Origin of the sequence: Nitrospira sp. KM1, assembly GCF_011405515.1 — a bacterium.
GTDB lineage: Bacteria > Nitrospirota > Nitrospiria > Nitrospirales > Nitrospiraceae > Nitrospira_C.
On sequence record NZ_AP022671.1, the window covers coordinates 1,603,481 to 1,629,147 of the forward strand.

Annotated in this window: 20 protein-coding genes and 1 pseudogene; 4 read left to right on the forward strand and 17 right to left on the reverse strand. The window is 55.6% G+C overall.

All coding sequences use genetic code 11. The features are described from left to right. Positions 1–20 precede the first annotated feature (20 nt). From W02_RS07305 to W02_RS07355, 11 genes are all read right to left on the reverse strand, one after another. Entirely contained in the window at positions 21–1,793 is a 1,773-nt protein-coding gene (locus tag W02_RS07305) for a cytochrome ubiquinol oxidase subunit I (RefSeq protein WP_232068674.1), read from the reverse strand. A 103-nt stretch (positions 1,794–1,896) separates the two neighbouring features. Continuing rightward, entirely contained in the window at positions 1,897–2,949 is a 1,053-nt protein-coding gene (locus W02_RS07310) for a hypothetical protein (protein WP_173046256.1), read from the reverse strand. Positions 2,950–2,966: 17 nt separating this feature from the next. Beyond that, entirely contained in the window at positions 2,967–3,431 is a 465-nt protein-coding gene (locus W02_RS07315) for a PCP reductase family protein (protein WP_173046258.1), read from the reverse strand. 71 nt (positions 3,432–3,502) lie between these two features. Continuing rightward, the gene (locus W02_RS07320; protein WP_173046260.1) at positions 3,503–4,216 is read right to left on the reverse strand and encodes a DUF420 domain-containing protein; all 714 of its coding nucleotides are present in this window, start codon (positions 4,214–4,216) and stop codon (positions 3,503–3,505) included. Positions 4,217–4,222: 6 nt separating this feature from the next. Continuing rightward, the gene (locus W02_RS07325) at positions 4,223–5,209 is read right to left on the reverse strand and encodes a methyltransferase (protein ID WP_173046262.1); all 987 of its coding nucleotides are present in this window, start codon (positions 5,207–5,209) and stop codon (positions 4,223–4,225) included. Positions 5,210–5,363: 154 nt separating this feature from the next. Then, positions 5,364–6,158: a hypothetical protein gene (locus W02_RS07330; RefSeq protein ID WP_173046264.1), complete on the reverse strand. Its 795-nt coding sequence runs from the start codon at positions 6,156–6,158 to the stop codon at positions 5,364–5,366. A gap of 207 nt (positions 6,159–6,365) precedes the next feature. Beyond that, complete coding sequence (locus tag W02_RS07335) at positions 6,366–7,736, reverse strand: HEAT repeat domain-containing protein (protein WP_173046266.1); 1,371 nt, start codon at positions 7,734–7,736, stop codon at positions 6,366–6,368. 13 nt (positions 7,737–7,749) lie between these two features. After that, positions 7,750–8,400: a hypothetical protein gene (locus W02_RS07340; protein WP_173046268.1), complete on the reverse strand. Its 651-nt coding sequence runs from the start codon at positions 8,398–8,400 to the stop codon at positions 7,750–7,752. A gap of 63 nt (positions 8,401–8,463) precedes the next feature. Beyond that, positions 8,464–9,381, reverse strand: coding sequence for a carboxypeptidase-like regulatory domain-containing protein (locus tag W02_RS07345; protein ID WP_173046270.1), 918 nt, complete (start codon positions 9,379–9,381; stop codon positions 8,464–8,466). 21 nt (positions 9,382–9,402) lie between these two features. Continuing rightward, the gene (locus tag W02_RS07350) at positions 9,403–10,317 is read right to left on the reverse strand and encodes a carboxypeptidase-like regulatory domain-containing protein (RefSeq protein WP_173046272.1); all 915 of its coding nucleotides are present in this window, start codon (positions 10,315–10,317) and stop codon (positions 9,403–9,405) included. 149 nt (positions 10,318–10,466) lie between these two features. Further along, positions 10,467–15,311, reverse strand: a complete 4,845-nt coding sequence (locus W02_RS07355) for a multicopper oxidase domain-containing protein (protein ID WP_173046280.1) — start codon at positions 15,309–15,311, stop codon at positions 10,467–10,469. A 306-nt stretch (positions 15,312–15,617) separates the two neighbouring features. Between W02_RS07355 and W02_RS07360 the strand changes: the two genes are divergently transcribed. Continuing rightward, positions 15,618–17,441: an APC family permease gene (locus W02_RS07360; protein WP_173046282.1), complete on the forward strand. Its 1,824-nt coding sequence runs from the start codon at positions 15,618–15,620 to the stop codon at positions 17,439–17,441. A 3-nt stretch (positions 17,442–17,444) separates the two neighbouring features. After that, a complete protein-coding gene (locus W02_RS07365; RefSeq protein WP_173046284.1) occupies positions 17,445–18,503 on the forward strand; it encodes a PKD domain-containing protein in 1,059 nt (352 codons plus the stop codon). Between the two features lie 74 nt (positions 18,504–18,577). Here the strand turns inward: W02_RS07365 and W02_RS07370 are convergent, their stop codons facing one another. Both W02_RS07370 and W02_RS07375 read right to left on the reverse strand, forming a co-directional pair. After that, positions 18,578–20,134, reverse strand: coding sequence for an HEXXH motif-containing putative peptide modification protein (locus W02_RS07370; RefSeq protein ID WP_173046286.1), 1,557 nt, complete (start codon positions 20,132–20,134; stop codon positions 18,578–18,580). A gap of 60 nt (positions 20,135–20,194) precedes the next feature. Continuing rightward, a complete protein-coding gene (locus W02_RS07375; protein ID WP_173046288.1) occupies positions 20,195–20,836 on the reverse strand; it encodes a hypothetical protein in 642 nt (213 codons plus the stop codon). Positions 20,837–21,510: 674 nt separating this feature from the next. On the opposite strand from W02_RS07375, the pseudogene W02_RS22060 reads away from it, so the two are divergent. Further along, positions 21,511–21,918, forward strand: a pseudogene (locus W02_RS22060) (NFACT family protein); the annotation flags it as partial. Between the two features lie 141 nt (positions 21,919–22,059). Next, a complete protein-coding gene (locus W02_RS21520) occupies positions 22,060–22,968 on the forward strand; it encodes an NFACT RNA binding domain-containing protein (RefSeq protein ID WP_232068675.1) in 909 nt (302 codons plus the stop codon). Between the two features lie 180 nt (positions 22,969–23,148). Here the strand turns inward: W02_RS21520 and W02_RS07385 are convergent, their stop codons facing one another. The 4 genes from W02_RS07385 to W02_RS07400 form a co-directional block, all read right to left on the reverse strand. Next, positions 23,149–23,484 (reverse strand): RNA-binding protein, encoded by a 336-nt coding sequence (locus tag W02_RS07385; RefSeq protein ID WP_173046292.1) that lies wholly within the window; start codon positions 23,482–23,484, stop codon positions 23,149–23,151. 224 nt (positions 23,485–23,708) lie between these two features. After that, positions 23,709–24,500, reverse strand: a complete 792-nt coding sequence (locus tag W02_RS07390; RefSeq protein WP_232068676.1) for an ABC transporter permease — start codon at positions 24,498–24,500, stop codon at positions 23,709–23,711. Next, positions 24,497–24,907, reverse strand: coding sequence for a hypothetical protein (locus tag W02_RS07395; protein ID WP_173046296.1), 411 nt, complete (start codon positions 24,905–24,907; stop codon positions 24,497–24,499). Before W02_RS07395 ends, W02_RS07390 begins: the two co-directional genes overlap by 4 nt. Before the next feature lie 8 nt (positions 24,908–24,915). Then, positions 24,916–25,659: an ABC transporter ATP-binding protein gene (locus W02_RS07400; RefSeq protein ID WP_232068677.1), complete on the reverse strand. Its 744-nt coding sequence runs from the start codon at positions 25,657–25,659 to the stop codon at positions 24,916–24,918. Positions 25,660–25,667 lie beyond the last annotated feature (8 nt).

Consider the following 25,667-nt stretch of genomic DNA (forward strand, 5'->3'; position numbering starts at 1 on the left):
CGGTCATCCTTTCGTCTTTGTCAGGCTTCCTGAGTCGGAACAGGGGTCAATGCCCGGCTGCGTTCTTCGATAAATTCTTCGCCAATCTCCGGCTGCTGCCCTCGCTGGCACATCCAGAACACGACAAACACCGAACCCCAGAACACGACCATGTTGAGCGTCACCATCTTTGCGGCAAACGCCAGATCAGGGGTAAAGGCCCATGGGGAAACGTCGGCCATTACCTCATGAACGTGCCATGCGAGCCGTCCCGATGATCGGATATATCCCATCAGCCCCATCACCCACGTAAATGCTCCTGCGAGCCCGAAGAGCACGACCATGCCGCGCACAGAAATCTTCCCCCATTGCACCGGGCCGTGAACAATGGATCCCTTGAGCATCGCGCGATTGATGAGGACGCTGCAGATGATAACCGTGAGCGTGGTGAATGCTTGCGGCGAGGAAAGACCGACCCGCAGATTCGCCGGCAGATAGAAACCATAGACGGACAACCACATCACGTTCAACAGGCCGACTGAAAAGAGCGTTCCAATGACGATATTTCCCGTTCGAACCCATGGAATCGTCATCGTCCGATTGGCACGTCGGTAATAGAGAAAACTCAACGTCGTAATCAAAATCATGATATTGATGGCGCCGTTCTTCGCTGACATGACACCATAATTACCCACCACCGGATGCTGTGCTCCCCCCATCGCCTTGACTTCGCTCCCCGACATGATGACCGTATGGGGCGTTAACCAAATAAAGAGGGCCAACGTCAGTGCGCCGAGCAAGAATTGATAATAGGGTTGATACCGCTCTCCGCCTTTAATGCGGGCCATGCTCTGCCAGATGTAATAGTTCACACCCAAGAGCAGCGCTCCGATCAAGAGGGCCTGCACAACAAAGAGCCACGTGAGCAGTCCGCCCATCATCGTCATACCCAAGCTCTGACGATAAGCATAGACCGATCGCATGAGCCAGTATCCGGCAATCGGCATCGGTAACAATGCACAGACTGTCACAAACAAAAAGATGTATCCCACCCAGTCGAAGTACGCCCGTTCACCTTCTGTCTTACTGGTGAAGAACCGGTAACAGGCATACGCCAATACCACCGCCCCACCCGACATGATGTCCGCGAGGAAGCGGTGAACGTTCAGCGGATTCCAGAGCGCCGAATGGAGTAGGTGCCAGCCATTTCCCAAGAACCTCCCCTGCGCATCGACACCGGCGGGAGCCATCATGAATGCCGCCCAGGAATTCGCCAGCAAGAGAAGCGCAGTGCCGAAGATATTGGTAAGAATTCCAATCGCCGCATGGATCCATTTCAAACCTGGCTCCGCCATGCGGTTCCAACTGTAATAGTAGAGGATGAGGAGAAATGCTTCCCCGTTGAATACGATTGCATAGGCCGGCATGAACGCTTTGAATGTTGCGCCCATATACGTCATGAAACTGGGATACAGCCAGATGAACATACAGAGCATCAGACTTCCCACCACCGCCGTCACCGACAGCGCAAGCAGCGCCACCTTTGCCAAGTCTCTGGCAAGCCCATCGTACCGAAGCGACAAAGCCGGCTTCTTCGTCATGAGTCCCAAAAATTCCAACAGCGCGCAAAACAGCGGCAACGCTAGCACAAATCCGGCAAAATACGTGTGCTGTTGCGTCACGAACCACACGAGGAGACGACTATCGAACAAACTGACACGCGGGTAGACGGTGTCCGAAGGTGAAGGGGCAGCCGGTCCTTGAGGAGAGCCTGGGGTTTTGAAATAGACATCGGTAGCGGGCTCAGCCGACACGACAGTTCCCACTCCAATACTTGCCGTGCCAATACTTATTACAACCGCACAGGCGAGCAGAAACTTCCTCACCCTCGTCCACGAACCAATTGGCGACATAGACTCAACCCTTCGATGCCGGAGCAACGACCGTCGTGCCGGCGTTTGCAGTTTTCCCAAGAATGCCCATGACGAAAGGACACCGGAGCAATGCTTCCGGTACGCTCCGCCCTTGTTCTTCTTCCACCTGACGCCGAAACCCCAGATAATATCCGTATAGAGCCATCAAGGCTCCGACCAAACCTCCGTTGAGTGTTGCGTACGAGGTCGACACACCCGGCTGTCTGAATAGAAATATCACCGTACCGGCTGTGACGATATAGTACGTCGATGCAAACGCAAGCCCGGGCCACCACCAATACTTCAGCAGTTCCTGCGGTTTGGTCTCAAACAGGCTTCGGATCCATGGCCGCTGGGGTCGACGCCCGCCGAAAAACGCGCACAACGCCACGGCCCCGCATAAGACTGTCACCGCAGCCAATTGCATCAGCACCGCCGCGCGATCGCCGTCTAGGAAATACCCCGAGACTGCCCCCGCGGCTCCGACGATGATGCCGGCACTCACCCACCGCCGCAATTCGGATGCTTGATTTCCCAACAGATTTCGTAAGGCCATGCCGTCGGGGAAGGTAGGAAATGGCCTTCCCAGCAGACCGATTCTTCTGACGTGACCGATTTCGAACGCGTCGCGCGCTACGGCGGTACAGGAAATGATGATCGCCATCATGGCGGGACCGTCCGGATGCTGCAGGTAGTCGTACCCCACGAGCCAGAGCAAGCCCAACACGAGCAGCGACAACTGGACGCCATAGACAAACCCGATCCAGCCCGCGATCCATGTCAACAACCTGTTTCCGTCTTCCCGCAATAGCTCGGGCCAAGACGTCCCCCGGCCGACCCGATACGCCGCCAATGCCGTCACACATGCGACCAAGCCACTCACTGCGAGCAATACGGCAGGCTCGTCAAGTGCCACGATGTGCTTGGCTGCGCGGTAGATTCCGAAGGCCACAAGTCCCGGGACGAACATCACCAGCCGCTTCCGTCTACGAACGGACTCTTCCGTGACGGCGAGACTGAGACTCGGGAGCACTCGCAGGGCCATCCGATGCAGCATCAATCTTCCTATGCGGTCTATTTCTTCGCCGCGCCCATGCCGAAGTAACGCGCTTTCACTTCTTCCATCAATGATGCGGTAATTCGAGCATGTCCCCGCTCGGCAGCTGTACGCTCCAACTCGATCTTCGCCATTGCGCGCACTGGCGCCGGCACATTCTCCAATCTGTGCTCGGCTTCGGAATCCCATTCGATTCGGGCGCCGCTGCGTGGTCGAAATAAGGCATCGTAGCTGACCACGCGCTCGTCTCTGGACCGTACATCTTGTTCGACCTCTTCTCGAAACAGCGAGGCGACATATGGTGGCAGCCGGTCGAGCCGGTGTAAGGCTTCATCGGTCCACATCAACCGATCGACCAAGCGATCGGTCTGACTCGGGGTCCTGTCAATGCCAACGCGCAATCCACAGCCGCGACACTCGCTTCGGATAAACCATTGCACAGAGCCTTCGTAGGTCCGCTCTTCAATCCCCTCGGTATGCATCCATCTCCCGCAACCGCACGTCAGCATGACAAGAGAGCTCTGTGAAGTTGGACCATCATGGTCATCTGCGATCAACCGATTTTCCCAGGGTAGAGGATGTAGAGCATCGTATAGGTAAAGCTGCCCGTCACAAAGAGCACGCAGTAGATGATCATCGTAAATGTTCCCAGCGCACGGTGGCGTCGCGCCCCGTTTGGCCAAATGCGCTGGATCGCCATCTCTACGGCAAACACCATCGCAACCAGCACAAGCAGCCCGAGGTAGACTTCCATTTTCCGCATGGAAAATCCCGACGCCGACACTCGCGAGAAAAACAGTGCCAGAACCGCAATGGCGACACACGTAAAGATAAGACTGACCTTCTTCCAGGACGTCTGCAAGCGCGACTCCCTCAAGGATCGCACGCCGTCGATGAACTGCTGCGAACGGAATCCCAGAACGATCATATATACCGCCATGACCAGTCCGATGATGACCAAGATGATATGGAACGTCAGCACAGGGATGAACACATAATCGTAGAGTGCCTGCGAGCCGCCGAATCCTTCTTTGCCTTCGACCGCCAGAACGCCGAGCTGTCGAAACAGGTAGTATGCGACGAAGAAGGCCAGCATGGAGACCATCCCTCCGAACATCAACCAATGATGGGCATCAGCTTGACGTTTGCGGGCTTGTACCCAGCCGATGACGAACAATCCGGTGAACAGCGTGGCCATAAGTTGGCTCAGATCTGCTCCGATGGTGGCATGAGTGCCGAGAAATCCTGGATCGCGTAACCATTCCATTAATCGTTATCCGTTCAGTTTGAGGCCTTGAACTACGGCGGTACGTTCGACTTCTTCGACGGATGCAAATCCTGCGGCCTGCATCCACTGCATCGCGTCGGACGTCTGGTAACATGCGCCCCGCTGTGTATTGATCAGAATATGCACCGCAAATGCTGTCGTCCAAGCCGGACCAGTACTCGATTCATCGAGAAATCGGTCCTTGATGAGCAGACGCCCGTTCGGCAACAGATGGTCGTACACCTTCTTGACAAGTGCCGCATTCGTCGCAAAATCTTGATAATGAAGGATATCCGACATCAACGCGAGATCATATGGCCCGCCCAGCCGATCATGGTTGAAATTTCCTGCCAGCAACGAAATACGGGAATCGAGTCCCGCTTCCTTGACAGTCTTTTCAGTCAACCGCAAAGTCGGCGCGAGATCGAATACGGTCGCCGTGATTGTTGGGTAGACCTGACAAAAGGCGATGGCATTGGTTCCGGCTCCTCCCCCCAAATCCAGCATGCGCAGAGCGCCTTTGAGTTGGAGTCGCCGTGCAAAATCTGGCCCGCTCTGTTGACCAATGCGGTGAAGAACGGCCAGCACATTGCCGCCCAGTTCGGGATCGGTTTCAAAGACATGCCGGTCCACCGATCGTTCGCCGGATCGGATGGTCTCCGCGAGCTTCCCCCAATTATTCCATTCAGCATCATGAAGTTGCAGCAGATGTCCTATAAATTGAGGGGACTGTCGAACGAGGTGTTTCTCGGCCGTTGAGGAATTTTCGTATGCCTCTCCTGTTTTAGTCAGTAACCTCATCGCGACCAGCGCATTGAGTAAGAGACGAAGGGCCTGCTCATCGGCCGTGATTCGAGTCGCGATCTCCGCTGATAGTCGCGGTTTTCCCGCCAGCGAGGAAAAGACGTCGAGTTGAACTGCGGTCAGAAGGATTTTGGTCTCCCAGTAGTAACCAAGCTGGAAGATTTCTGCGAGCGAAAGTTCTCGTGCCACACCCAACCCTTCACTGTAGATAGTTGGTGGAAATTCAAATCTTACCGAGGTTGGAAAGAGAAAGGCAAGGATGCGCGACGCGCGCAGTACGAAACAGAACGGGCAGCGGACGTTCCGCTGCCCGTTGACACACCTCAGGAAGTGACGGGGATGCTTACTTGATTTCGGCCTTTAGATTGGCCGTGGCGCCATCTGCCACTTCTACTTCAAACTCGACCTTCTTGCCCTTCGCAGCGAACGGATGCCAGGCTACCACCTTGTGCTTTCCGGGCGGCACATCCTTGATCTCGAAGGAACCGTCTTCCTTGACCACTGCAAAGTGCGGATTCGAGACCGGAAGGAAGAAGGACTGCATGAACTCGTGCTGATCGCACTGCAAACGGTAGTAGCCGTCCTTCTCGGCTCCGCCACGGAACGTCACGGGCTTGTCCAGCTTGTCTCCCTTTTTGGCCAAACCGATGTTGAAGCCCGTTGCGGACGTTGATCCCTTCACCGTAAAGCTGTGCGGATTGTGCAAGACGCCTTGGACGGACTTGGGATCGTCGGGATCCGCATCCAAATTTTCGACGTGGAAATTCTTGGTGTTGACCACGACGCCGGCGAACGGCAGGAACTCGCAGAACTCCGCGGTGACATCGGTTCCCTTGTATCCGTCGACGAATGCCTTGTCTTCAATGTCAACGACCGCAACGACGGCGTTCTTCAATCCGCCATCCTTGCCGACTTCGATGGTCTTGAGGAACCGCTTGTCTCCGTCGACCAACTCCTTGTGAGGATTCTTCGGACAGAATTTTGGATTTGGAAACTTGGCAAACGAAAATTCCTTCTGCTCGCTCTTCCCGCCATACGTCACTTTCCCTGAAATGGTGCCTCCGGCAAACACCGTGAGAGGTGCCGCAACGAATGCGACAGCTGCCACTCCTAATACGACTGGTAACGCACTCTTCATTGTACTGCCTCCTTGTGATTAACAGACCACCATGATGGCTCGCATATTCCCATTCATCAACCGGCATGTGAGAGGAAAGAAGGGGATAGAATCCCTGTAGTATTCCATCGACGACATGCTTAACGAGGCCGGTGTGGGACCGAGCATATATATAGAATCTTATCGTACTCTGTCAATGTTAAAAAAGTGCAGCCACCTCTAGAATAATTATTTGGATCCGGTCATGGTGTGGTGAAGGAATGCGCCAGCCGCCGTCGCACTCACTGCCTCGTTTGAATCGTGAAGCGCGTCCTTAAGTAGCGGAAGAATATCGCGATTCCCGACGTGGCCCATCGATCGAAGCGCAACAATTTTCGGTCCTGGAAGAGGATCGGAGGCGAGATTAGCCAACACCCCGACCGCCCCGCCTGCATTTTCTCCATTGGCTTTTCCCAGTGCAAAGGCAGCGGATGACCGGGCCGCCGGATCATTAGCTTGGGCTAAATCCCGAACAGAATGAGCGACCGAACCATACGGCTGGCCGAGTTGCAAGAGCGCAGCGACCGCCGCCGCCCTGACACTGAACGCCTTATCGGAAAGCGACCCTGATATCGCGGCGACCGATTCTTTGTCCCCAAGATCGGCGAGCGCGGCAGCTGCTGATTCTCTGACGGCTGGGATAGGATCTTTCAGCAAATGCTCGATAGCCTTTCGATGTTCACTCCGACGTAGGTGTCCGAGTCCTCTGGCTGCCGCGGCACGGACGGATGGTTGTTTGTACGTGAGGAGTTCCGCCATCATGGAAGTCCCGCGCTGATCTCGAAGATCCGCAATCGTGCGGATCGCCTCAGCCTGATCCTCGGGATTCGGCGCCCCCATCGCGTTGCGGAGCGGCTCCCACGCGTTGGGGCGGCCGAGCCTCATCAGAGCTCCATACGCCGCGATGCGCACCGTGGCGAGTTCGTCCTTCGTCGCCGCTTCGATGAGCGGAATGACGGATTGATCGCCGGACTTTCCCAGAACTTTCACCACACGAGCCTTCACCAATCCCGCCTGATCGTCAACGGCAGTTCGGAGTCTCTTTGAGCGGAGACCGGCCTCCAAACGACCGAGACCTTCCACGGCCAGAACCCGAACCGGCCCGGAACCATCGCTCAGGCCGTCTTCGAAATACGGAACCATCTTGTCCGAATTGATTTCCTTGAGGGCAGTATACGCGGCTCCGCGCATTTGATCCCGCATGTCCTTCGTCAAGACGAGGATGAGACTCAGAGCGATTTCGTTCAGAAGAGGCTGCTCTTCACGCCTCTGAGACATTTCAAGCTTGTCATACTCTTCCAACGCTTCTTTGGGCTTCCCAGTTTTCACCAGAAGACGGACCTTCAAACGTTGGGCCTCCGGCATCATCGCGCGGCTGGATTCCAACTTGGAAAGCTCTTCCAGAGCATGTTGATACTCTTGCTTCTCGTACAACCCCTGAATGTCTTTCAAAATCTTGGGCTGATCCGCGGCGATCACGGGTAACGAAAGCACCATTGCTATACAGGAGCACCCCGCAACCAGGCCGATAGCAGGGATATATCGTCTCAGTCTGAGCATGGCGGAAATCCTTTTAGCTCGCATGCTGTACCGGGGCCGTGAGCGTTCGCTTCCGGTATCCGGGAGGCTCATCAAAATAATATGATGGTTGCGGGGAGAATTTGATGCGCTCGTACTCGAAAGACCACGCTCGGCTCTGACTGACCAGCTTCAACACCGTGCCTGTTTCCCGATCCACCCATTCATAGTACCGATCGATCCGGCCGCGATGGTCGGTTTCCACGTCAAAAAGCTGGGCGCTTCGACCGGCGGAGCTTCCTTCCCCAATGAGTGACCGCTGTCGCTCACCAGGCAACGACGCGCGAATTGGAAGAAGATCATCGGGGTCCAACGGAGTAATGAGAAGTTCTTTTTGTTGCGCCAGAAGATACCATGCCTCGCCACGATCGAGACGAATGATTTCGATCGCTGCATAGCCGTGGGCGGTTCTGATCGCATACTTATACTCCAGCCGCAATTGCTCCGGCTTGACGAAGATCTGCGCAACGTACTTCCTTCCATTCACGTGTTTGACGATGGTGCCGGAAAATTGCAGGGCGTCGGCCGCCGGCTCATTTGCGGAAACCGCGCCCGATGCCCATCCACACCAGAGAATGAAGCAGAGACAGGATATCCACCAACCGCCGCTCCACTGGAAACGAGAATGGAGATTCAGACTAGTCATGAGTTCATGATCAGATAAGGCCGTTTCGGGGAGAGAGGAAGGCACCCGATGGTCATCGTCCAGCTATCGCTGGCGTTCGACGAAAGGATCAATCTCGACGGAATACCCCAGCGTATCCGGTCCAAAACGGGGATTTTCCACGACCCGATAAGCCGACCTGTGGCCTTTGGGCGCCGGGAGACTGATTCGCTCGGTAAGCTTTCCGTTATCTTTGACCGTCACTATTTTCGTGACGCCCGGGCCGGTCTGCGGATGCCAGACGACTAGTTGATACGTGCCGGCAGGAATCCGGTCTATCATGAAATGCCCGTTTCCATCGGTCAACGCATAGTAAGGATTGTTGACCGCCATCGCCCAACTTTCCATGTAGGCATGGAAACCGCATTGCATGTAGAAAGTTCGCCGGCCCTTGTTCAAGTAGATCGGCCCGACAAGGGATTTCCCGGGAGCATGGTTGTGAATGGCATGGAGATCGCCTCGATTGTGCTGTTGGTTCATGACAAGTGGGGTGTTGAAGAGGACGCGCGCCCCCGCCTCGGGTGAAGTTTCATAACCCTGGATGTCATGCATGACGGGGTCCATGTTAATGACCTCCACGGCATGCCCGTTTCGCACGACCGTCATGAAGGGTTGGAACATGCAATCGCGGGCCTCGATCAAGGGAACCGAGACTTCAAAAGGCTTACCAGCCTCTACTCCCTCCAACAAGACAATCGCATCCTTAAGGCCGGCTTGCGGGCCAACCACGAAATCATGAAGGAGCCGCCATCCTTGTCCGTTGGAAATTCGTCCACAGTAGGCCGGATCAGGAAAGGTGATGAGGTTGAAGCCCTTTGGTTCCGGGACCATGCCTTCCAGCGAAACCGTGCCTTCAAGCCTCCCCCCTGCTGGCACATCGATGACATCGTAGGACCAGACGAGATTGACCCAGCTTCCGTGACACAACCCTACCAATAGGACGGCCAGAATAGACAAACGCATAAAAAATCACCCGTCAACGGATTATGGTTGTTGGAGTTCCAGGGTCGGTCTGATGTCGACGGTCTTGCCGAGCGACTCCAGTCCGTAATGCGGGTTCTCTTCGATCTCGTGAGCGCTCCGACGCCCTTTCGGCGACTCGAAGAGGAAATCAGCCCGGACGGAACCTTTCGCACCCACGGTTATCTTCTTCTCGATGGTGGTGCCGACACCGGGGTGCCAAGCTACCAGGGTATACTCTCCCGGCGGAACGTCGGTAAGCGAGAAACTCCCGTCGGGACCGGTCAACTGGTAATAGGGATTCTCAACAGCCAACCCCCAACTTTCCATGTACGCATGGAATCCGCACTGCATGACAAAAAACTTCCGTCCCTTCGTCATATGGATGACTTCCTTGACCGGCTGACCGGCCAGATGCTCGTGACTGTCGGCACCAACATTCCTCTTGTGATGGGGATTCATGGGCAGAGGCGTGTTAAACAGCACCCGTGGTCCCAGATTTGATGTTTCATACGCCTGGATATCGTGCATGACCGGATCCATATTCATGATCACGACTTCTTCGCGGTCACGAACTATGGTCACAAAAGGCAGAAATCGACAGTCCCGCGCCTCAATGGTTTGAGGAGCGAATTGAAAAGGCTTTCCTGATTTGACATCCGCCAGCCAGACGACCGTATCTTTTAATCCGCCTCCCCCTGCCACTTCGAATTCCTTCAGGATGCGCCAGCCGGTGCCAGTGGAGATCCGGCCGCAATACACTGGATCGGGAAACGTGATCAGATTGAATCCTTTGGGAATCGGCTTGCCGTCGGTGATCGACACCTTTCCGGTGATAGTTCCCCCGTCCCCGACCGGCATCTCCTCATAGGCAGACGCCAATGCGCCGGTACCGAAGACGATCAAACACCACGTAAGTACGACCAATGCGCTTCTCATTCCATCCTCCTTACAACACGTACGATAAATATCCGAATAAAGACTATTTCGCCATGGTACCAAAAGCTTCCTCAAAGCAAAAGGGGGAAGCCTGACGGCTTCCCCCTTCCTGCTATCCACGACTCCGCATCCGCGGAGTTTGTCAGAAACTATTTTGCAGCAACTGGGATAACGTGCGCTGCTTCTTCCAACGACGCGCTCTTCATTCCGGCACCGGCTCCGGAGAGCGGCAACAACCGCTGATCGCCTGACGGCAATACACGGAGGTAGCCCCATTGCCCGGACTGAGAATACGGCAATCGCTGGTTGCTGTACACATAGTCGCCCGGCAACCGATAGGGTCCACCGGCCGACGACACAAAGGCATCCAGCACTTCCGAGCCGGAGAATTCGACCACGCTGATTTGATCGGCTCCGCGCATGAACGGCTCGATCGGCCATTCGTGCTTCTCAACGCTGAACATGCCGTTCTGCTCGTTATTGGCTCCGATCACGTGGATCCGCACGGGATCACCCGCATGCGTCTCGATGATGGGCGTCGCCGGATCTTCAGGCTTATCGGCCTTACAAGGCTGGAAGACTTTGCCCAGCGAGCATCCCTGCTCTTCACGATACTTGTAGGGTTCTGACCGATAATTGACGCCGGTCAAACCCGCCACGTTTTGTACATAGGGCATGAAGCTTGTGCCGATGATGTTGTCTTCGTCCTGGAAGAACAACGCCACGTCCCGATAGTTGGCCCGGGTTTCGTTCCCCGGCACCGACCGATCGATGATGACGTCGGCGGCCCATGCATTCTTATTGGTCAAATCGGCACCCGTTTTCGGATCCCGATACTTTGAACCCTTCGGACCGACAACAACCGCACCGAACAATCCATTCCGCGGGTTGGTCATGACGTTGCCCCAGTCCCACACCAGTGACGTGGTCTCGCCGTTGAACGGATCCGCATAATATGTGTAGGTCCGTTCGGCTCCCGGTGCGATCGTCTGGTCACCAGGGTTATTGCCGATGTTGGCGCCCATTGAATCCTTCGGATCGAACGCCAATCCGATGGCCGAGAAAGACGCCTTGCTCTCTTTCATTTTATTTTTCAGATTCACCTTCACGCAATCGCCGGTATTGACGCGCAGCGTGAGCGGCATGGGCTGTGATCCGCCTGAAACCTTGGCCACGTCCTCTTCCAGAGCGTAAACCTTGGCTTCCGGATTTGTGATCTGTATCTTGCGCTCGAAGTCCACTTCAATGGCTTCAGGCGCCTTCGAATTGAACGTCATGGCAGGATAATCCATCGCTACCACGTTGAAGCTCTTTACCGGAGCATCCGCCGGACAGACCGGCAAGGCCTTCGGAATCTCACCCTTGACGGAGAAACCAGCCGGCAGTTTCTTCAAATCCGACTGTTCCTTGTCGTAGACCCGAATGATGCCCCAGCCGCCTTCTGAAAATTTCGAAGACCGGCCATTGAAGTGGATGTAGTCTCCGGCTAAATGCCGAGGCCCCCCCGCTTCAGGCACCACGAGATCGTACCGCTCGGCGATTCCGATATGGATCGAGTTTTTCCGGTTGGCATCTGGCGCATACCGCTCGGACCAGAACGTATGACCGGCCAATGTCCAGGTCATGGTTTCATTCATCAGCGTGTGCAACAGACGGAATACCATCGTGTCCCCGGTATACGCTCTCAAGAGCGGCGTATACGGATCGCCGTGTATCTGGCTGTTGAAGGCCTGCGACACATCCGGATTGGTCGCCAACCGTTGGGCGATTGGTCCGGCCCTAAAATTCAGACCGCTGCCCGTGGTATGGGTTCCGCCGTTCAGGAACGGCATCGGGGTCATATACAACTTCTCCGGCATCATGAACGAGACAGTCTTGCCCGCCTCGAGCGCCACCTCAACCGGTTGACCGGGTGGATTTCCCGCCGTGACGATATTGACGGTGTGCGGCACGGTATCGTGCACCTGAACCATCAATTCACGGAAGCTGTTATTGACTCCATGCCCCACAGGCTCATTGGTATGAATGTCCGCGATCGGACCGCTCCACACGAGCTTCCCGGTCTTCGGATCGTGATACGTTGATCCGACTGGCTCGGCAATGAACGTACCGAATCCGCCGTGCGGCCATGTGGTGGCGCCAAATGCATGGTCATGCCAGAACACGGTTCCCACGTCGGCATCGACCCAGAACCGTTGACGAACGAACTCGACCGTCACGATATCGTTAGCCGGGTGATCGTTCTTCAACTTGTTGGCCAGGGTCAGCGTATTTCCGCTGATAGCCTTGATGCGGGATATTTCGTTGCCCTTCACGTTGTCGGCACCTACGAGAATCAGAGTGCCCACGTGATACTGCTTGGCGTTTTTCACCGTGAGGCTGGTCGCGCCCTTCTTGGCAGGGGCCGTCAACGCGGTGTTCATCGGGACCGGAAGTCCCTTCTTGTTCTTCTTGTCCAGCATCGTGAACGGCCGGACCGACTGCTCGTACGAGAAGCCGGTGATCACACCGTCGGATGCCTGGTTGTCGAACTGGAGGAAATGCCAGTGGGTGTTGATCTTGGATGACTGGAAGTTCGTGTAGTCATCGTCATCCCACTCGCTGGTCAGAGTCCAATCGACACAATCATAGATATTGCCGCGAACGACCAACGGATACTTGAGGTCGTCGTTGGCCCGGATTGCTGCTTCCTCCTCATGGAGAACATAGATCAGGCCGTTCGGGTCGACCACCGGGGGTTCCTTACCCTGGGCCTTGGCAATCTTGATCGGCAGCTTGATGAAATGGACGTTATAATTCTTCCGTCCTGCATTGACCGGGCAAAGACTCCAGTTTCCCTGTTCACCAGGCTTTGCCTGATCGACGCTCTCTTCACCGTTCTCGTCACGACGAATCATTTCCAGCCACGGCGCGCCGACGTGGTTTGGTGAGAACATCACCCGCTTCCCGAAGTGCGGAGTTAAGTGCGGCCACGCGACTTTTCCGGTCAGCGGTTCGAACATGATCGGGTGCCGCTTGCCCGGATGTGAAGACTTATACTTGGGATTGTCGATTGTGCTCTCAGGTTCACTCAATGCCACAGTGCCCTTCCAGGCCCAATCCAGCACAGTCGCGTCATAAGAGACAATCTGTCCCTTCTCATCGTCCTTGTGTCCTGGCTTACCCATAGTCGGAAGTTGCATCTCGACCCAATCCTTAATGCTGATCACGGCCGGATTGCTCTTCCAATTGCTCTTTCCCTTTTCCACGATCTTAAACTGCGTACCGAACCAGTCGACCGTCTGTCCAATCAATTTATCTGACGAGATCGGGGTCTTGATGCGGCCCTTGCGATCCGGTAATTCCCGCAGATCCGGCATCACATCGTTCCGCATATCACCCTGTTGCAGCGTGTTGTATACGCGCCAGTATCCCCACATTCCCGCCACGTAATGGTGCGCGACGTGACAGTGGAAGAGAAAGTCGCCGGCGAGTTGCTGACACAAACCGGATCCACATTCCGTTTCGAGATCGAGGGCTTCGGATGGACCGATGACTTCGACGTCGACACGGTCGGTTTTCGCGCGGATGACCGGATACTTGACCGGGCCGTTGGCGCTGGTGGCCCAAAGATTCATGTCATCGATTGCCCGTGGGCTCCGCGGCCACCGGATCGTGCCGCCATGTGGATGGTGACTGTGGAAAACTTCTGACCCGCCGTGGACGAGACGGAACTTGGCGGGATCGCCCATGTAAGAACGTGGAATGGTCGGGGACGGATCGCCGAAGGTATAGGAGCTGTAGCCCATCGACTCGTCTTCGAAACCGAAGTATTCGTGCTGCACGTGCATGTTATTGATGCCAAACGGTTCGCTACGATAATTGATCGCCCGACCGCCCGGCCGATATGCGTCCGTTAAAGGGTCGCGCTGAGGCAGGAAGTCACCCTTCTTATTGAGCGGACGGAACGCTTCGTCACCGACTTCATGGTAGATGAGCACAAACTCGCGGAAATCCGGACCAGTCCCGTTCTTAATGATCGTCTGCCAGCCGCTCGAGGCCGGAGCGGGATCACCGGCTCCCAGCGGTTCGAGATAGCTGGAACCGCGCGGTTCGACGACAAACGCTCCGAAAAGCCCCATAACGGTCAATTCGCGGTCGTTGGCAAACGTGTGAAACTGACGGACCCCTTCCTGAGTCGACGGATGAATGTACCACTCGAATTCACCCGCTTTATCCTTGGCGACAATGGTGTCTGGATTCGTCGTCGTAGCCGACGCTCCCGACGCGCTCACCACCATAGAGGACCCATGGATATGAAGGCTGACATCTTCTCCGCCTTCGAGCTTGTTACTGAGCTTGATCTTCACGCAGTCGCCCTGGTTCCCACGGATCACGAGGGGCTGAATCCACTGGGCCTGCACACCGGGCAGAACCGCGCCCGGATCGTGCCCCTCTTTGTCACGTCCATCCTTATTTTTCGTTTCTTCCTCGCGGACCTTGTCGAGATTCTCATCGAGGACGTACATGTAGCCGGGATAGAAGTCCAACCACTGATTGAGAGTGATTTCGACGTTGATCGCCGAGACGTTGTACTGCTTCACGGGGGCGGTGGCGGGACACTTGCCTCCGCCGTTCATGGCGACCGGCTCAACGCGGGGATCGGATACCAGCAACATGTCCTGTCCACCCGCTCCGTATTGATGCATCATAGAGGAGGTGTTGTACATGCCGGTGTTTACGCCCTGCACCTGCGGGTCATGAGCCATATGCTCCATGACGCGCTGATGATGCTGGTCCACCCTTGCCGCGCGGTCGGCGCGGCCTTCCATCGAATCCTCGACGATGGTTTGCCCCTTGAGCTGCTCCGCCCAAGCGGGGAGCTGCTGATTCAGCGCGACGTGGGACGATGGATCCTCGGCGGATGCGAGCGGAGCCCAGAGCAGGGCCGCAGCCGCTATTGCGCCGAGCATGGGGGTGTTACTCAAAACCCCTGATTTGTGACTCAACAACATGGACTGGCCTCCTTGGTGTTAATGACTACCTTTCGCTGAACTACTATGGAAGAATTCGATCAACTCCATTTCGACAATCTTCTTCGACAATCTTCGCGACAATCGTGACAGTATCGTTAGGAAATGCGAAAGATACTGAACTTGCTAACCTCTGTCAACCCCTGTGTTTTTTGGGAAAATTTCAAATCGGATCCGATATCTGTTCGCCATTTTCTCGAAATATCGCTGGGCCTTTTGCCCCATGCGCGAGTGATGACGACAATCGTAACGTTCTCTCGAACCGGCTGTTTATGAGATAATCCAACTATGCTCCTCAAGCGGTGGTTAGTCGGTGATCCCATCAAGACGGCGCAAGCCGCCGATGAACGACTCACGAAGACCCTAGCCCTCCCGGTTTTCTCATCGAATGCAATCTCCTCCGTAGCTTATGCAACCGAGGAAATTCTCCTCGTGCTGACACTCGCCGGTACCGCGGCGATTATCTGGTCTATCCCAGTCAGCCTCGCAATTCTGTTTCTAATTCTGGTCCTCACCATCTCGTATCGTCAGATCATCCATGAATATCCGGAGGGGGGCGGAGCCTATCTGGTAGCACGCACCAATCTTGGGGAAGTACCGGCTCTGGTCGCGGCTGCGGCACTCATGATCGATTATGTCCTCACCGTGGCGGTCAGTGTGGCGGCCGGGGTGGCGGCGCTGACGTCGGCGGTCCCCGATTTATTTCAGCACCGGGGAACCATGGGTCTCGTCGCGATCCTATTCATCGTGGTGATGAACTTGCGAGGTATGCGCGAGTCAGGAAAGTTTTTTGCTATTCCCACATATTTCGCGATCGGCATGTTGGGCGTCATGGTGGCGAGCGGTACAATTCTATCGCTATTAGCTCCGGACACTGACTCGGCGGCACGATCCCTCAGCGGGGCAGGCACGCACTTGGAGGGCCTGACGCTATTTCTCATCTTGCGCTCTTTCGCGGCTGGTTGCTCTGCCGTGACCGGCATGGAGGTCATTTCAAACGGAATCAAATCATTTCGGCATCCGGAATCTCGGAATGCCGCCGCTACCATGCTATGGATGTCCGCCATCCTTGCTTCGCTGTTCGCGGGAATCAGCTGGATGGCCTATCACTATGGCATTCTTCCAAAGGTAGACGAGACCGTCATGTCGCAATTGGCCCGCCTAACGTTTGGAACAGGCCTGACCTACTACATCGTCCAACTTGCCACGATGATGCTCCTGGTCCTGGCCGCCAATAGCGCGTTCGCGGGATTTCCACAATTGGCATCCATTCTGGCTCGGGACGGATTCATGCCTCATCAAATGGCCACCTTTGGTGACCGCCTTGTGTTTTCCAACGGCATCATCATCCTTGGCCTGTTCGCGGGCATGCTGCTCTTTCTCTTCGAAGGCGACACTCATGCCCTAATCCCCTTGTATGCCATCGGCGTGTTCGTCTCGTTTACCCTCTCTCAGGCCGGCATGGTCAAACGGTGGCTGGTCAAGAAGGGCCTGCGTTGGCGTTACAAATTGGCGGTGAACGGTGTCGGTGCGGTGACCACCGGCATCGCAACCGTCATCATCGCCAGCACGAAGTTTGTTCAAGGAGCTTGGATCGTATTTCTGTTGGTGGCGCTATTGATCTTCATGTTCAGAGGTATCCGATCCCACTACAAGGCCGTTTCCGAGCAGGTGTCCTTATCACGCGATAGCCGCCCTCCTCGTCCACGCCGAAACATCGTCATTATTCCCATCGGAGCCGTGAATCGGGCCGTGGTGCGGGCTGTCGATTACGCGCGGAGCCATGGAGGCGAGGTCAAGGCGGTCCTCATCGACGTCGACAAGGAAGAGACCGCGCTCGTCGAAATCAAATGGGCTCAATGGGGATGTGGCGTTCCGCTGATTGTGCTTCCCTCTCCCTATCGGTCGATCCTACGGGCGTTGTTGGGTTACATCGAAGAACAACGCCAGAAAGATCCCGAATGTTGGATTACCGTCGTGATCCCTGAAATCCTCCCCGCGCAATGGTGGCAAAACATCTTGCATAATCAACGTGCACTGATGCTCAAAGCCGCACTGTTATTCAAGGACCGGGTCGTCCTGACGGACGTTCCCTTCCATTTGACGAGGTGAACCGTGAACCAATCTCAAAACTCGGTCGGCCGGTCCCTTCGGCGGTTTCTTCCGTTCCTGGCCGGTCTGTCGGTAACGATCGGTCTGGCAGCACCGGTCTTTGCCTTCAAGATTTCCGAACCCCGGGAAGGTGCCGCGCTGAAATCCGGACAGACCGTCACCGCTCACGTAGATTTGGGCAACGACATCGGCATCGTGAAAGTCAGGTACTATTGGTATGGCGAACAGGATGACACTCTCGTGGAACAGGACGACGCGACCGCGACAGGATCAATTATCGCCCCGGTCGCTCTCGTCGGGAAATCCGATCACGACCCGGCATTCGGAGGCCCGCTCGCGGTACCGAAGGATGGGATCGGTCCGATGCGACTGCTGGCCGTGGCCGAAATATCCAGGGGACGGCTGGGGACGCGCTCCGTCTTCGACGAGATCGTCGTGAACGTGGAACCGCAAGGCGAGATGACCGCCATCGATTTCGAAACCGATAAACCCCTGCAGCTCGGGCGCTCGGGGCAATCCTCGGCGTTCGGGCACGTCGATTCGATGGGCAAGATTTTCGAGTTGCCGGTCGTTGCCGACTTTTCTGATGGAGTCACCAGGCGTATTAGCGCTCCATCGACCGGCACATCCTATCAATCGTCCAACGAGAATGTGCTGAAGATCGTTGGCGGAGGTATGCTTCAAATCGTCGGCAATGGGAAAACCACTCTTACGGTTTCAAATCGCGGCCGACAATCTCAGCTGGATGTTGATGTCAACGTGAATGAGGAACCGAACGAACCGCCGGTCGCCGATGCCGGCTCGAATAAGACGGTCAAGGCCGGCACAAAAGTAAAACTCAACGGTCTCAAGAGTCACGACGCCGAAGGTGAGGCGCTCTACTACGCATGGAGCCAGGTGCGTGGCAGTAAAGTGCCCCTGCTCGACGTCAACGGACCCGAAGCAACGTTTCAGGCCCCTCAGGTATCAGAGGCACGCATCTATCGGTTCAAACTCCGCGTTACCGATAAGAAGGGTGCGGACTCGATGCCGGCATTTGTCGAGGTGACCGTCGAACCCTAATTCACGATTGCAAACACAGTGGTGAATTTTCCCCAATTGATCGATCAGAGAACTTCTCCCGGTTAGCCTGAAATCTACACACTGTGCAGGTGGGACAGCCCATAATTTCTACGCGCCGCTCGGAGCGCCTTGACGTGTCGGCGAAACGCGGGACCAAACCTCGAAGCCATCACCTGTTCGCGGTGAGGGGCGATGCCACACTCCGCCTCGCCGATGGCATCTTCAAGTTGTCGGACCAGCCGTACCCCGGAGCCGGTAAGCCATTTCAGGCGGCGGCCAGCATACCGTAGATCTTCCAGGGAATACCGAACCGACTCGATCTCTTCCAGGCAACGGAAGCGCGCCCGAACCAAGTCGCTGGCAGTCAATCCGGCTTGTTTCCATCCCCTCCGTCCGCCATGGGTCATCGCCCACGACGAGAGCCGTTCAAACAGTATTGCTCCCATCGTGAAGGTGAACGCGGCGTGCAGAATGCCTCGAATCGGTCTGAGACTGCGACGCCAGGGCGAATAGAAGATCTGCTGATTCCGGTCTCCGCCGTACAGGACGTGTTTACGCAACAGCAGGTTGAGATGATGGTGGCTGTTTTCGTGAATCAGATCATCGATGAGATCGAGATTCCCGCGATGAAAACAATTGATGAACGAAAGACCCGGGCGGTGCCGATAGCTGAAACTCACGACTCCTCTGGCGTTGAGCGGAATGATGTGGGATGTCAGCAATTTCAGTAGACCATATCCTTCCGGCCAAGCCTTCTCAATCGTCTGCCACGCTCTCGTCACTCGGGCCCGCTGGTTCGGCGAGGTCGGCACAACCGACTGAGGCTCCCGGTTTTTTCCATACCGCAATGTCGAGCCCACCCGAGGAGTAGCTGAACGTCGACCGAGCTTCTGCTGTTTCCGCCTTGCCCAATGCCATTTGAGAATCGATCCCTCCATCGCGCAAAGGACATAACGCTTCGTTGCATGAAGAATGATTCCCTTGTGGTTGATCTCCAGCGATACTCGCGCCGATGGTCCAATGGATTTTCTCACTGCCGCCGGAGCGACAAATTCATCCCCGTCAATGCCGGTGGGAAAAATAAACGGCTCTTCGCCGCGTTCGAACTGTTGTTCGAGCGTCCCAACGAATTGATATGGCTTCTCCGATCGACCGCTCCAGGCAATGGCACGTTGCGGGTCAAGGAGGACCGCCTCTTGATTGAGTTCGCGCGCGAGCCGCATGCACAGCCATTCGAGTCTCGAGGCGAGTCCTGTTGCCTGTGCGCGTCCGTGCGGAAACAGCTCGTCAAGATAGCTGTTTTCGAAAAACTTCCCTTCACACTCGGCATAGCATTGCTCTGCGAATGACCGCCGGTCCCGTTCGCCGGTGAATTGCTGGAGCAAATCGATGAAGTACACAAGATCATTCATCGTCTCGATCCATCCCACCACCCTCCAGTGCGAATAGCACGTGTCGCTGAATCCCAACGCCACATACCGGAAGAGAGACGTCGGGACCTCATATCTCCGGGCATACCCGGAATAGCTCCTCTCAAGATCCCGGCAAAGATCCAGGAGAAGGGATTTCATCGATTGTTGGAACTCGTGACCAAGGCGAGTGACGAGCGAAGAGGCGCATAATTGGGTCATGCGGCGTCTTCCTGAACAGGTGTACCACTGTCTACAACCGTTAGGTGAGCTGCCAGCAAATCAGGAGGGTTTCTTCGGCATGTATCCGCGCGCATCCAGTCCGATTGCTTGAGCATGATCCTGAAAATGGCGAGCCAATGCGGCTCTGATCACCTGTTCGATCGGGGGCTTGGAACCGACCGAGACAGTAAAAGGGAGTTCATCCATCCACAGCACATGTCCTTCTTTATCGAGGAGATACAAGTGAAGCCTGCGGAGTTCCTCCGCTCGCCACCCCCAATCGCTCGGATGAGAGGGCAATTTCGTGACGCGTCCGAAGAGCACGGCATCGACCGCCATCTCGCGTGAGATATTTTGGGCGATCGTGGGGCGATTGGCTTCATCGTCCAGAGCCAGCACCGACTCTCGTACGTGCTTGGCACATGGGATCACTGTCAAGGTCGTATGATCTGAAATGACCTGGGTGAACCGCGAGGACATGTCAGCGTCACCGTCCACGGGAAGTATCGACAGGCGCCTCAACACTGGACCCGGGGCAATTGCCATTGATTCGTTCGATACCCATGTTCGCTCGAACGGCGCAAACCATACATGGCCTGTTCTCGTCGAATCGGCGCCAACAGCCGCCACCCACGCAGTGGCAAGACACCCGTACTGAGCCATACTCAACATCACGAAACAGGCATGCAACAGGACTTTCATAAGTTATCGATTCCGCTGGAATGGCAAACGCGACGCCACCCACCTCGCATACCCGACCGGGTTTGGAGTGTATTACGAAACCGGTCTGATGTTAAGGGGTACGTTACAGCGGTATAGGACTTCGGGATTCCTTCGAGAGGGTCGCTGGCGAAGTCTGACATTGCTAGGCAGAGAGCTTTTCGCACCGGGCGATGGGCCGGCCCGACGTTTCCATCCGCAAAAGGTGCCCTGCCCCCGCTCCCTGGATCATCCGGTGACGCTGGATGAGGGGATCGACAATGTTTCCACAGCTCACACATCGCCACCCCTTCATCCACATCGGAATACAGCTTTCCTGCATATCGATCAGATTGTCCGCAACCATCAGTCCTTCACATCTTGTGCAGTGCATACGGGATCCCCTCCTCTCCTCTAACCAAACGGAGACCGAGTGTTGAGCTATCTCGGTCGAATCAAACGGCCCAGCTGAAGAACCCTGAAGAGACCTAAGCAATGAAGATGCCAGCATTAACGCCCCACTTGCTTGCAGGATTTCCTAGCAAAATCGTACAGTGCCGACTCGGAGTTCTGTCAGAAAACAGACACTAGTGACCGTTTTGGTCTCATGGGACAAAAATGGTGTAGTCGTTTAGCTCCAGCTAAACCATCACGAATCGGCTAGTTACTCTTAGGCAATGCCAAATACTGGGTTATCGACCACAGAAATCTCGCATGTCCTCAAAGAAGTTGAGGATGCGGTCCTCCACGGGTGGATACAAAAATTCTCACAACCATCAACGCAAACGATCGTTCTCGACATTCGTCAGCCAGGCCGTACTTTGCGACTACTCCTTTGCTCAAAGACGGAACAGGCCAGGCTGCACTTGCTTTCCCGTCCTATATCGAATCCTCCGTCTCCCCCTTCCTTCTGTCAGTTTCTTCGCGCCCATATCCAGGGAGCGAGAATCGACCGGATTCAGCAAATAGCGCAAGACCGCATCGTCTGTCTTCGCCTATCTGCCAGGGAGGGATTGCGCACGCTGCTGTGTGAAATGACTGGACGCCGCAATGATATGTACGTCTTGGACGGTGCGGAGTGCATTCTGAGAGCTCTCAGTGGAGACAGAACTGTTCTCGGGCATGTATACGAGGCTCCGAAACTCGCCGAATCGACCATAAGGACACAGCGTGGCAGCAGATTCTCCGATCCTGATCCTGGCAGTCTTTCTCCATTTCCGATTTCAATGGCCATCGAACGCTACTACCAAGTCGAAAGCGATGCATGCGCGGTTGATGACGTAAAAGCCGCACGGGTGAAGGCGATAAAACAGAGCATCAAGAAGGAACGTCGGCGCATCGATGCCTGGGAGGGAGACCTTCTGAAAATGTCTGCCTATCAAGGCTATGCAAGATATGGCGAGCTCGTGAAGGCCAATCTCTCGTCTATTAGGAAGGGCATGGACCAGGTGACCCTCATTGACTATTTCGACCCCTCGATGCCGGAAATATCCATTCCTCTTGATGAGGCCATGTCGGCGCGGGGCAATATGGACGAGTACTTCAGGAAACATCGGAAATATGAGACTGCCGAACGGGAAATCCGGCCAAGAATCCAACGTGCACAACGCCTACTCGCCGACCTCCGCCGTGAACTCTCAGCGATTGAAGAGGGAACGTGGGCCGCCCCGTCATCCGATTTTGGTCGCCAGCCCAAACATGTCGCCAGTAGAACATTTAAGCAGAGGCGGGCCCAGTCGGAGCCGTTCCGGAGATTCATCTCAGCCGACGGACTGCCCATACTCGTCGGACGCAACGCCCGCGAAAACGATGATCTGACCTTCGGGCTGGCCAGAAGCGACGATCTCTGGCTGCACGCCCGAGGAATCCCTGGATCCCACGTCATAGTCCGGCTGGACAAGGGAAAGGATGTTCCGGCCGAAACACTGCAAGATGCCGCGACGCTGGCCCTGTGTTATAGCGACCTGAGGAAGAGCGGAAAAGGGGAGGTCATTTACACGAAACGGAAGTGGGTGAAGAAAGCGAAAGGCCAAGCCCCTGGTGCTGTGACGGTGACGCAGGAGCGGTCGCTGAATGTCAATTTGGATAAAGCCAGGCTTGAGGCATTGAAGTCACGAAACACTCAGATTCCGTGAATGCGTTCGGTGTGTTGCGACTTGCTCAAGACCCGGCTCGTCACGGATTGCCGATTTGTGATTCCGAGCGATAGTTGTTGAGTTTTAACCCACAGGCAGGCGCAACGATCCCGTCTCATAAGAAAAGGGCCTGCTATCATTTTTAAATAGCAGGCCCCAAACACCGCACTTACAACTCAATTACCAGCGATCGCGCTTTCCACCGCCTCCACTGCGGCCTCCGCCTCCGAATCCGCCACGACCTCCCCCGCCCCCACCGGAACGAGGCTCTTGAGGACGTGCTTCATTAACGGTTAACGTCCGGCCACCCATTTCAGATCCGTTCAGCGCGGTAATTGCCGTCTGGGCTTCAGAGTCCGAGGACATTTCCACGAAACCGAATCCTCGGGATTGCCCTGTGAACTTATCCGTAATGATCCGTGCCGACGCCACGCCGCCATGCGCCGCAAACAGATCGCTCAGTTGCTGTTCGGTCGCCGAATAGGGCAACCCACCGACGTAAATCTTCGAACCCATGTGGGGTTCCTCCTTATGAATGTTGACATTGTCTTGAACTCGAGTACGGGGAAGGAGCGGGCCGAAGACGCGAAGGGTGCGGCGGCTTAGGTCTGACTTCCGACGAAATTCCCGGGCAAGGCAACATCGATATTGCGAGTCTGCTTCTCTGGCACCGTTTCACCGCGAGACCCGTACGATGAAACGGTTCAACCCTAACATAGGGTCTAAGAGAATACAACTGACTACTCACCAATGCGTACGAGGGATCCCTGAACTTTGCAGTAGGCAAATGTCTTATAAAACCAGGCAATCATCGCCATCAGGAGTACGACGTTCAGCCCGCAAGCCCAGAGAAGATTGGTGACAGGGGCACCGGTTCCGCCCAGTACAGCCCTCATCCCTTCGAAGACATGGGCTGCCGGATTGAACCATGCCACCGTTTTCAGCCACTCCGGCAGAACTTCGAGCGGGTAGAAGACGCATGAGATCGGTTGAAACAGGAACACCATGCTCCAAGCCAGCACTTCGGCCTCCTGCCCGACCCGCATGATGAGCGAAGTGGTGAACACTCCTATCCCCCATCCCGTGACCACGAGATTCAGGACAAACGGAAGCAGCCACAACCCCATGACGAGCACATTGTAATCATAAAATAGCCATGCGCAAATCCCCATCACGAGCGAGACACACGTCACTTTGAAGACACTCATGGCGATTGTTGCAGAAAGGAATTCACCCGGAGTGAGAGGGCTGGCAAACAGGTTCATGAGATTTCTCGCCCACAACTCCTCCAGAAAAGAAATCGTAATACCCTGCTGCGCACGAAAGAGCATGTCCCATAAGATCAATGCCCCCAGAAAGAATGTGACAAATCCAGGTATTTGGGACTGATATTTAGCCAGATAAACGGTGATGAATCCCCAGATCACCAAATCGAGAAACGGCCAGTAAAAAATCTCCATGATTCTCGGCAAACTCCGGCGGTACAAATACAGATGACGGATGACCAACGCACCGACCCTATGCAGTTTCACGATGAGGCTCCGTGGTCGTGCCCATGTTCGCATCCTGAGCAGGCCTGATGTGCTCCGAGCAACTGCCCCATCAGCTGCCGCACCCCTGCATAGACATGCGATCCCATCCGTTGCCCGTCCGGAGCCAGACGGAGCGCCAATCCCCCCAGGATCCCAGGCATGACGGAGAGGCCGAAGCCGAATGCCATCCCGTAGCGAAGCCCATGACCCGCCATCCACATCAGCAACCACGCAATCGCTAACGGCAGAGTGAAGACCAGTGTACTGTTCATCACGACTCGCCAGCCGCAGCTCCCGCGCATCGCGCCCGTGGTGCTGATCGCAAGCCAGAAGGCGCCCCAGGCTGCGCTGAGAAGCAATCCCCCCTCCAACACTCCCAGCATGAATTCGAGCAATGGGCCTTGCATGGTTATCCCTATAGTTGTCGTGACTCTCTTGCCAGTGTCAGAAACACTTCCTCGAGGTCGGCTTGGCCAAAGCGCGCGACGATTTCCTGTGCGGTGCCCTCCGCCACGACTTTTCCACGCTGGAGAAACACAATACGGTCGGACATCTCCTCCATCTCGCGCATATTGTGGGACGTATAGAGGATGCTCAATCCTGCAGAACGCTGTTCCTCTTTGAGAAGAGCACGTATCTTGTGGGCAATATCGGGATCGAGGCTGGCCGTCGGCTCGTCCAGGAACAGCATCTTGGGACCGGTGAGAAACGCTTTGGCCAGCGTGAGTCGCGTCATCTGACCGGACGAGAGTTTCCTGGTGACCTTCCGCCTGAATTCGTCCATTTCCAATTTCTTAACCATGTCGTCGATCCGCCTATCCGCGTCCTGTACGCCGTACAAACGCGCGACGACTCGCAGATTTTCCTCCACGGTCAAGGCCATGGGCAACGAAATATAGGTCGACGAAAAATTGACTTGCTGGAGGATCTCTTCGCGGTGGCGTTCGAGATCCAGTCCGAACATGCGGATGGATCCAGACGTCGGCGTGATCACTCCCAGCAACATATGAATCGTCGTGGTTTTCCCCGCTCCGTTGGGACCGAGCAACCCGAGGATTTCACCGGGTTTGATCACGAACGAAATCCCATTGACGGCATGGAAATCGCCGAAGCGTTTGCAGAGATTGGAGACCTCGAGGACCGGGACTGGAGCCGTCACTGGTGCAC

Excerpts from the sequence above, each read along its gene's own strand:
- W02_RS07310 (WP_173046256.1), bottom strand. The coding sequence starts at position 2,949 with ATGCTGCATCGGATGGCCCTGCGAGTGCTCCCGAGTCTCAGTCTCGCC.
- W02_RS07315 (WP_173046258.1), bottom strand. The coding sequence starts at position 3,431 with ATGCATACCGAGGGGATTGAAGAGCGGACCTACGAAGGCTCTGTGCAA.
- W02_RS07320 (WP_173046260.1), bottom strand. The coding sequence starts at position 4,216 with ATGGAATGGTTACGCGATCCAGGATTTCTCGGCACTCATGCCACCATC.
- W02_RS07330 (WP_173046264.1), bottom strand. The coding sequence starts at position 6,158 with ATGAAGAGTGCGTTACCAGTCGTATTAGGAGTGGCAGCTGTCGCATTC.
- W02_RS07335 (WP_173046266.1), bottom strand. The coding sequence starts at position 7,736 with ATGCTCAGACTGAGACGATATATCCCTGCTATCGGCCTGGTTGCGGGG.
- W02_RS07340 (WP_173046268.1), bottom strand. The coding sequence starts at position 8,400 with ATGACTAGTCTGAATCTCCATTCTCGTTTCCAGTGGAGCGGCGGTTGG.
- W02_RS07345 (WP_173046270.1), bottom strand. The coding sequence starts at position 9,381 with ATGCGTTTGTCTATTCTGGCCGTCCTATTGGTAGGGTTGTGTCACGGA.
- W02_RS07350 (WP_173046272.1), bottom strand. The coding sequence starts at position 10,317 with ATGAGAAGCGCATTGGTCGTACTTACGTGGTGTTTGATCGTCTTCGGT.
- W02_RS07355 (WP_173046280.1), bottom strand. The coding sequence starts at position 15,311 with ATGTTGTTGAGTCACAAATCAGGGGTTTTGAGTAACACCCCCATGCTC.
- W02_RS07360 (WP_173046282.1), top strand. The coding sequence starts at position 15,618 with ATGCTCCTCAAGCGGTGGTTAGTCGGTGATCCCATCAAGACGGCGCAA.
- W02_RS07370 (WP_173046286.1), bottom strand. The coding sequence starts at position 20,134 with ATGACCCAATTATGCGCCTCTTCGCTCGTCACTCGCCTTGGTCACGAG.
- W02_RS07375 (WP_173046288.1), bottom strand. The coding sequence starts at position 20,836 with ATGAAAGTCCTGTTGCATGCCTGTTTCGTGATGTTGAGTATGGCTCAG.
- W02_RS21520 (WP_232068675.1), top strand. The coding sequence starts at position 22,060 with ATGGCCATCGAACGCTACTACCAAGTCGAAAGCGATGCATGCGCGGTT.
- W02_RS07385 (WP_173046292.1), bottom strand. The coding sequence starts at position 23,484 with ATGGGTTCGAAGATTTACGTCGGTGGGTTGCCCTATTCGGCGACCGAA.
- W02_RS07395 (WP_173046296.1), bottom strand. The coding sequence starts at position 24,907 with ATGCAAGGCCCATTGCTCGAATTCATGCTGGGAGTGTTGGAGGGGGGA.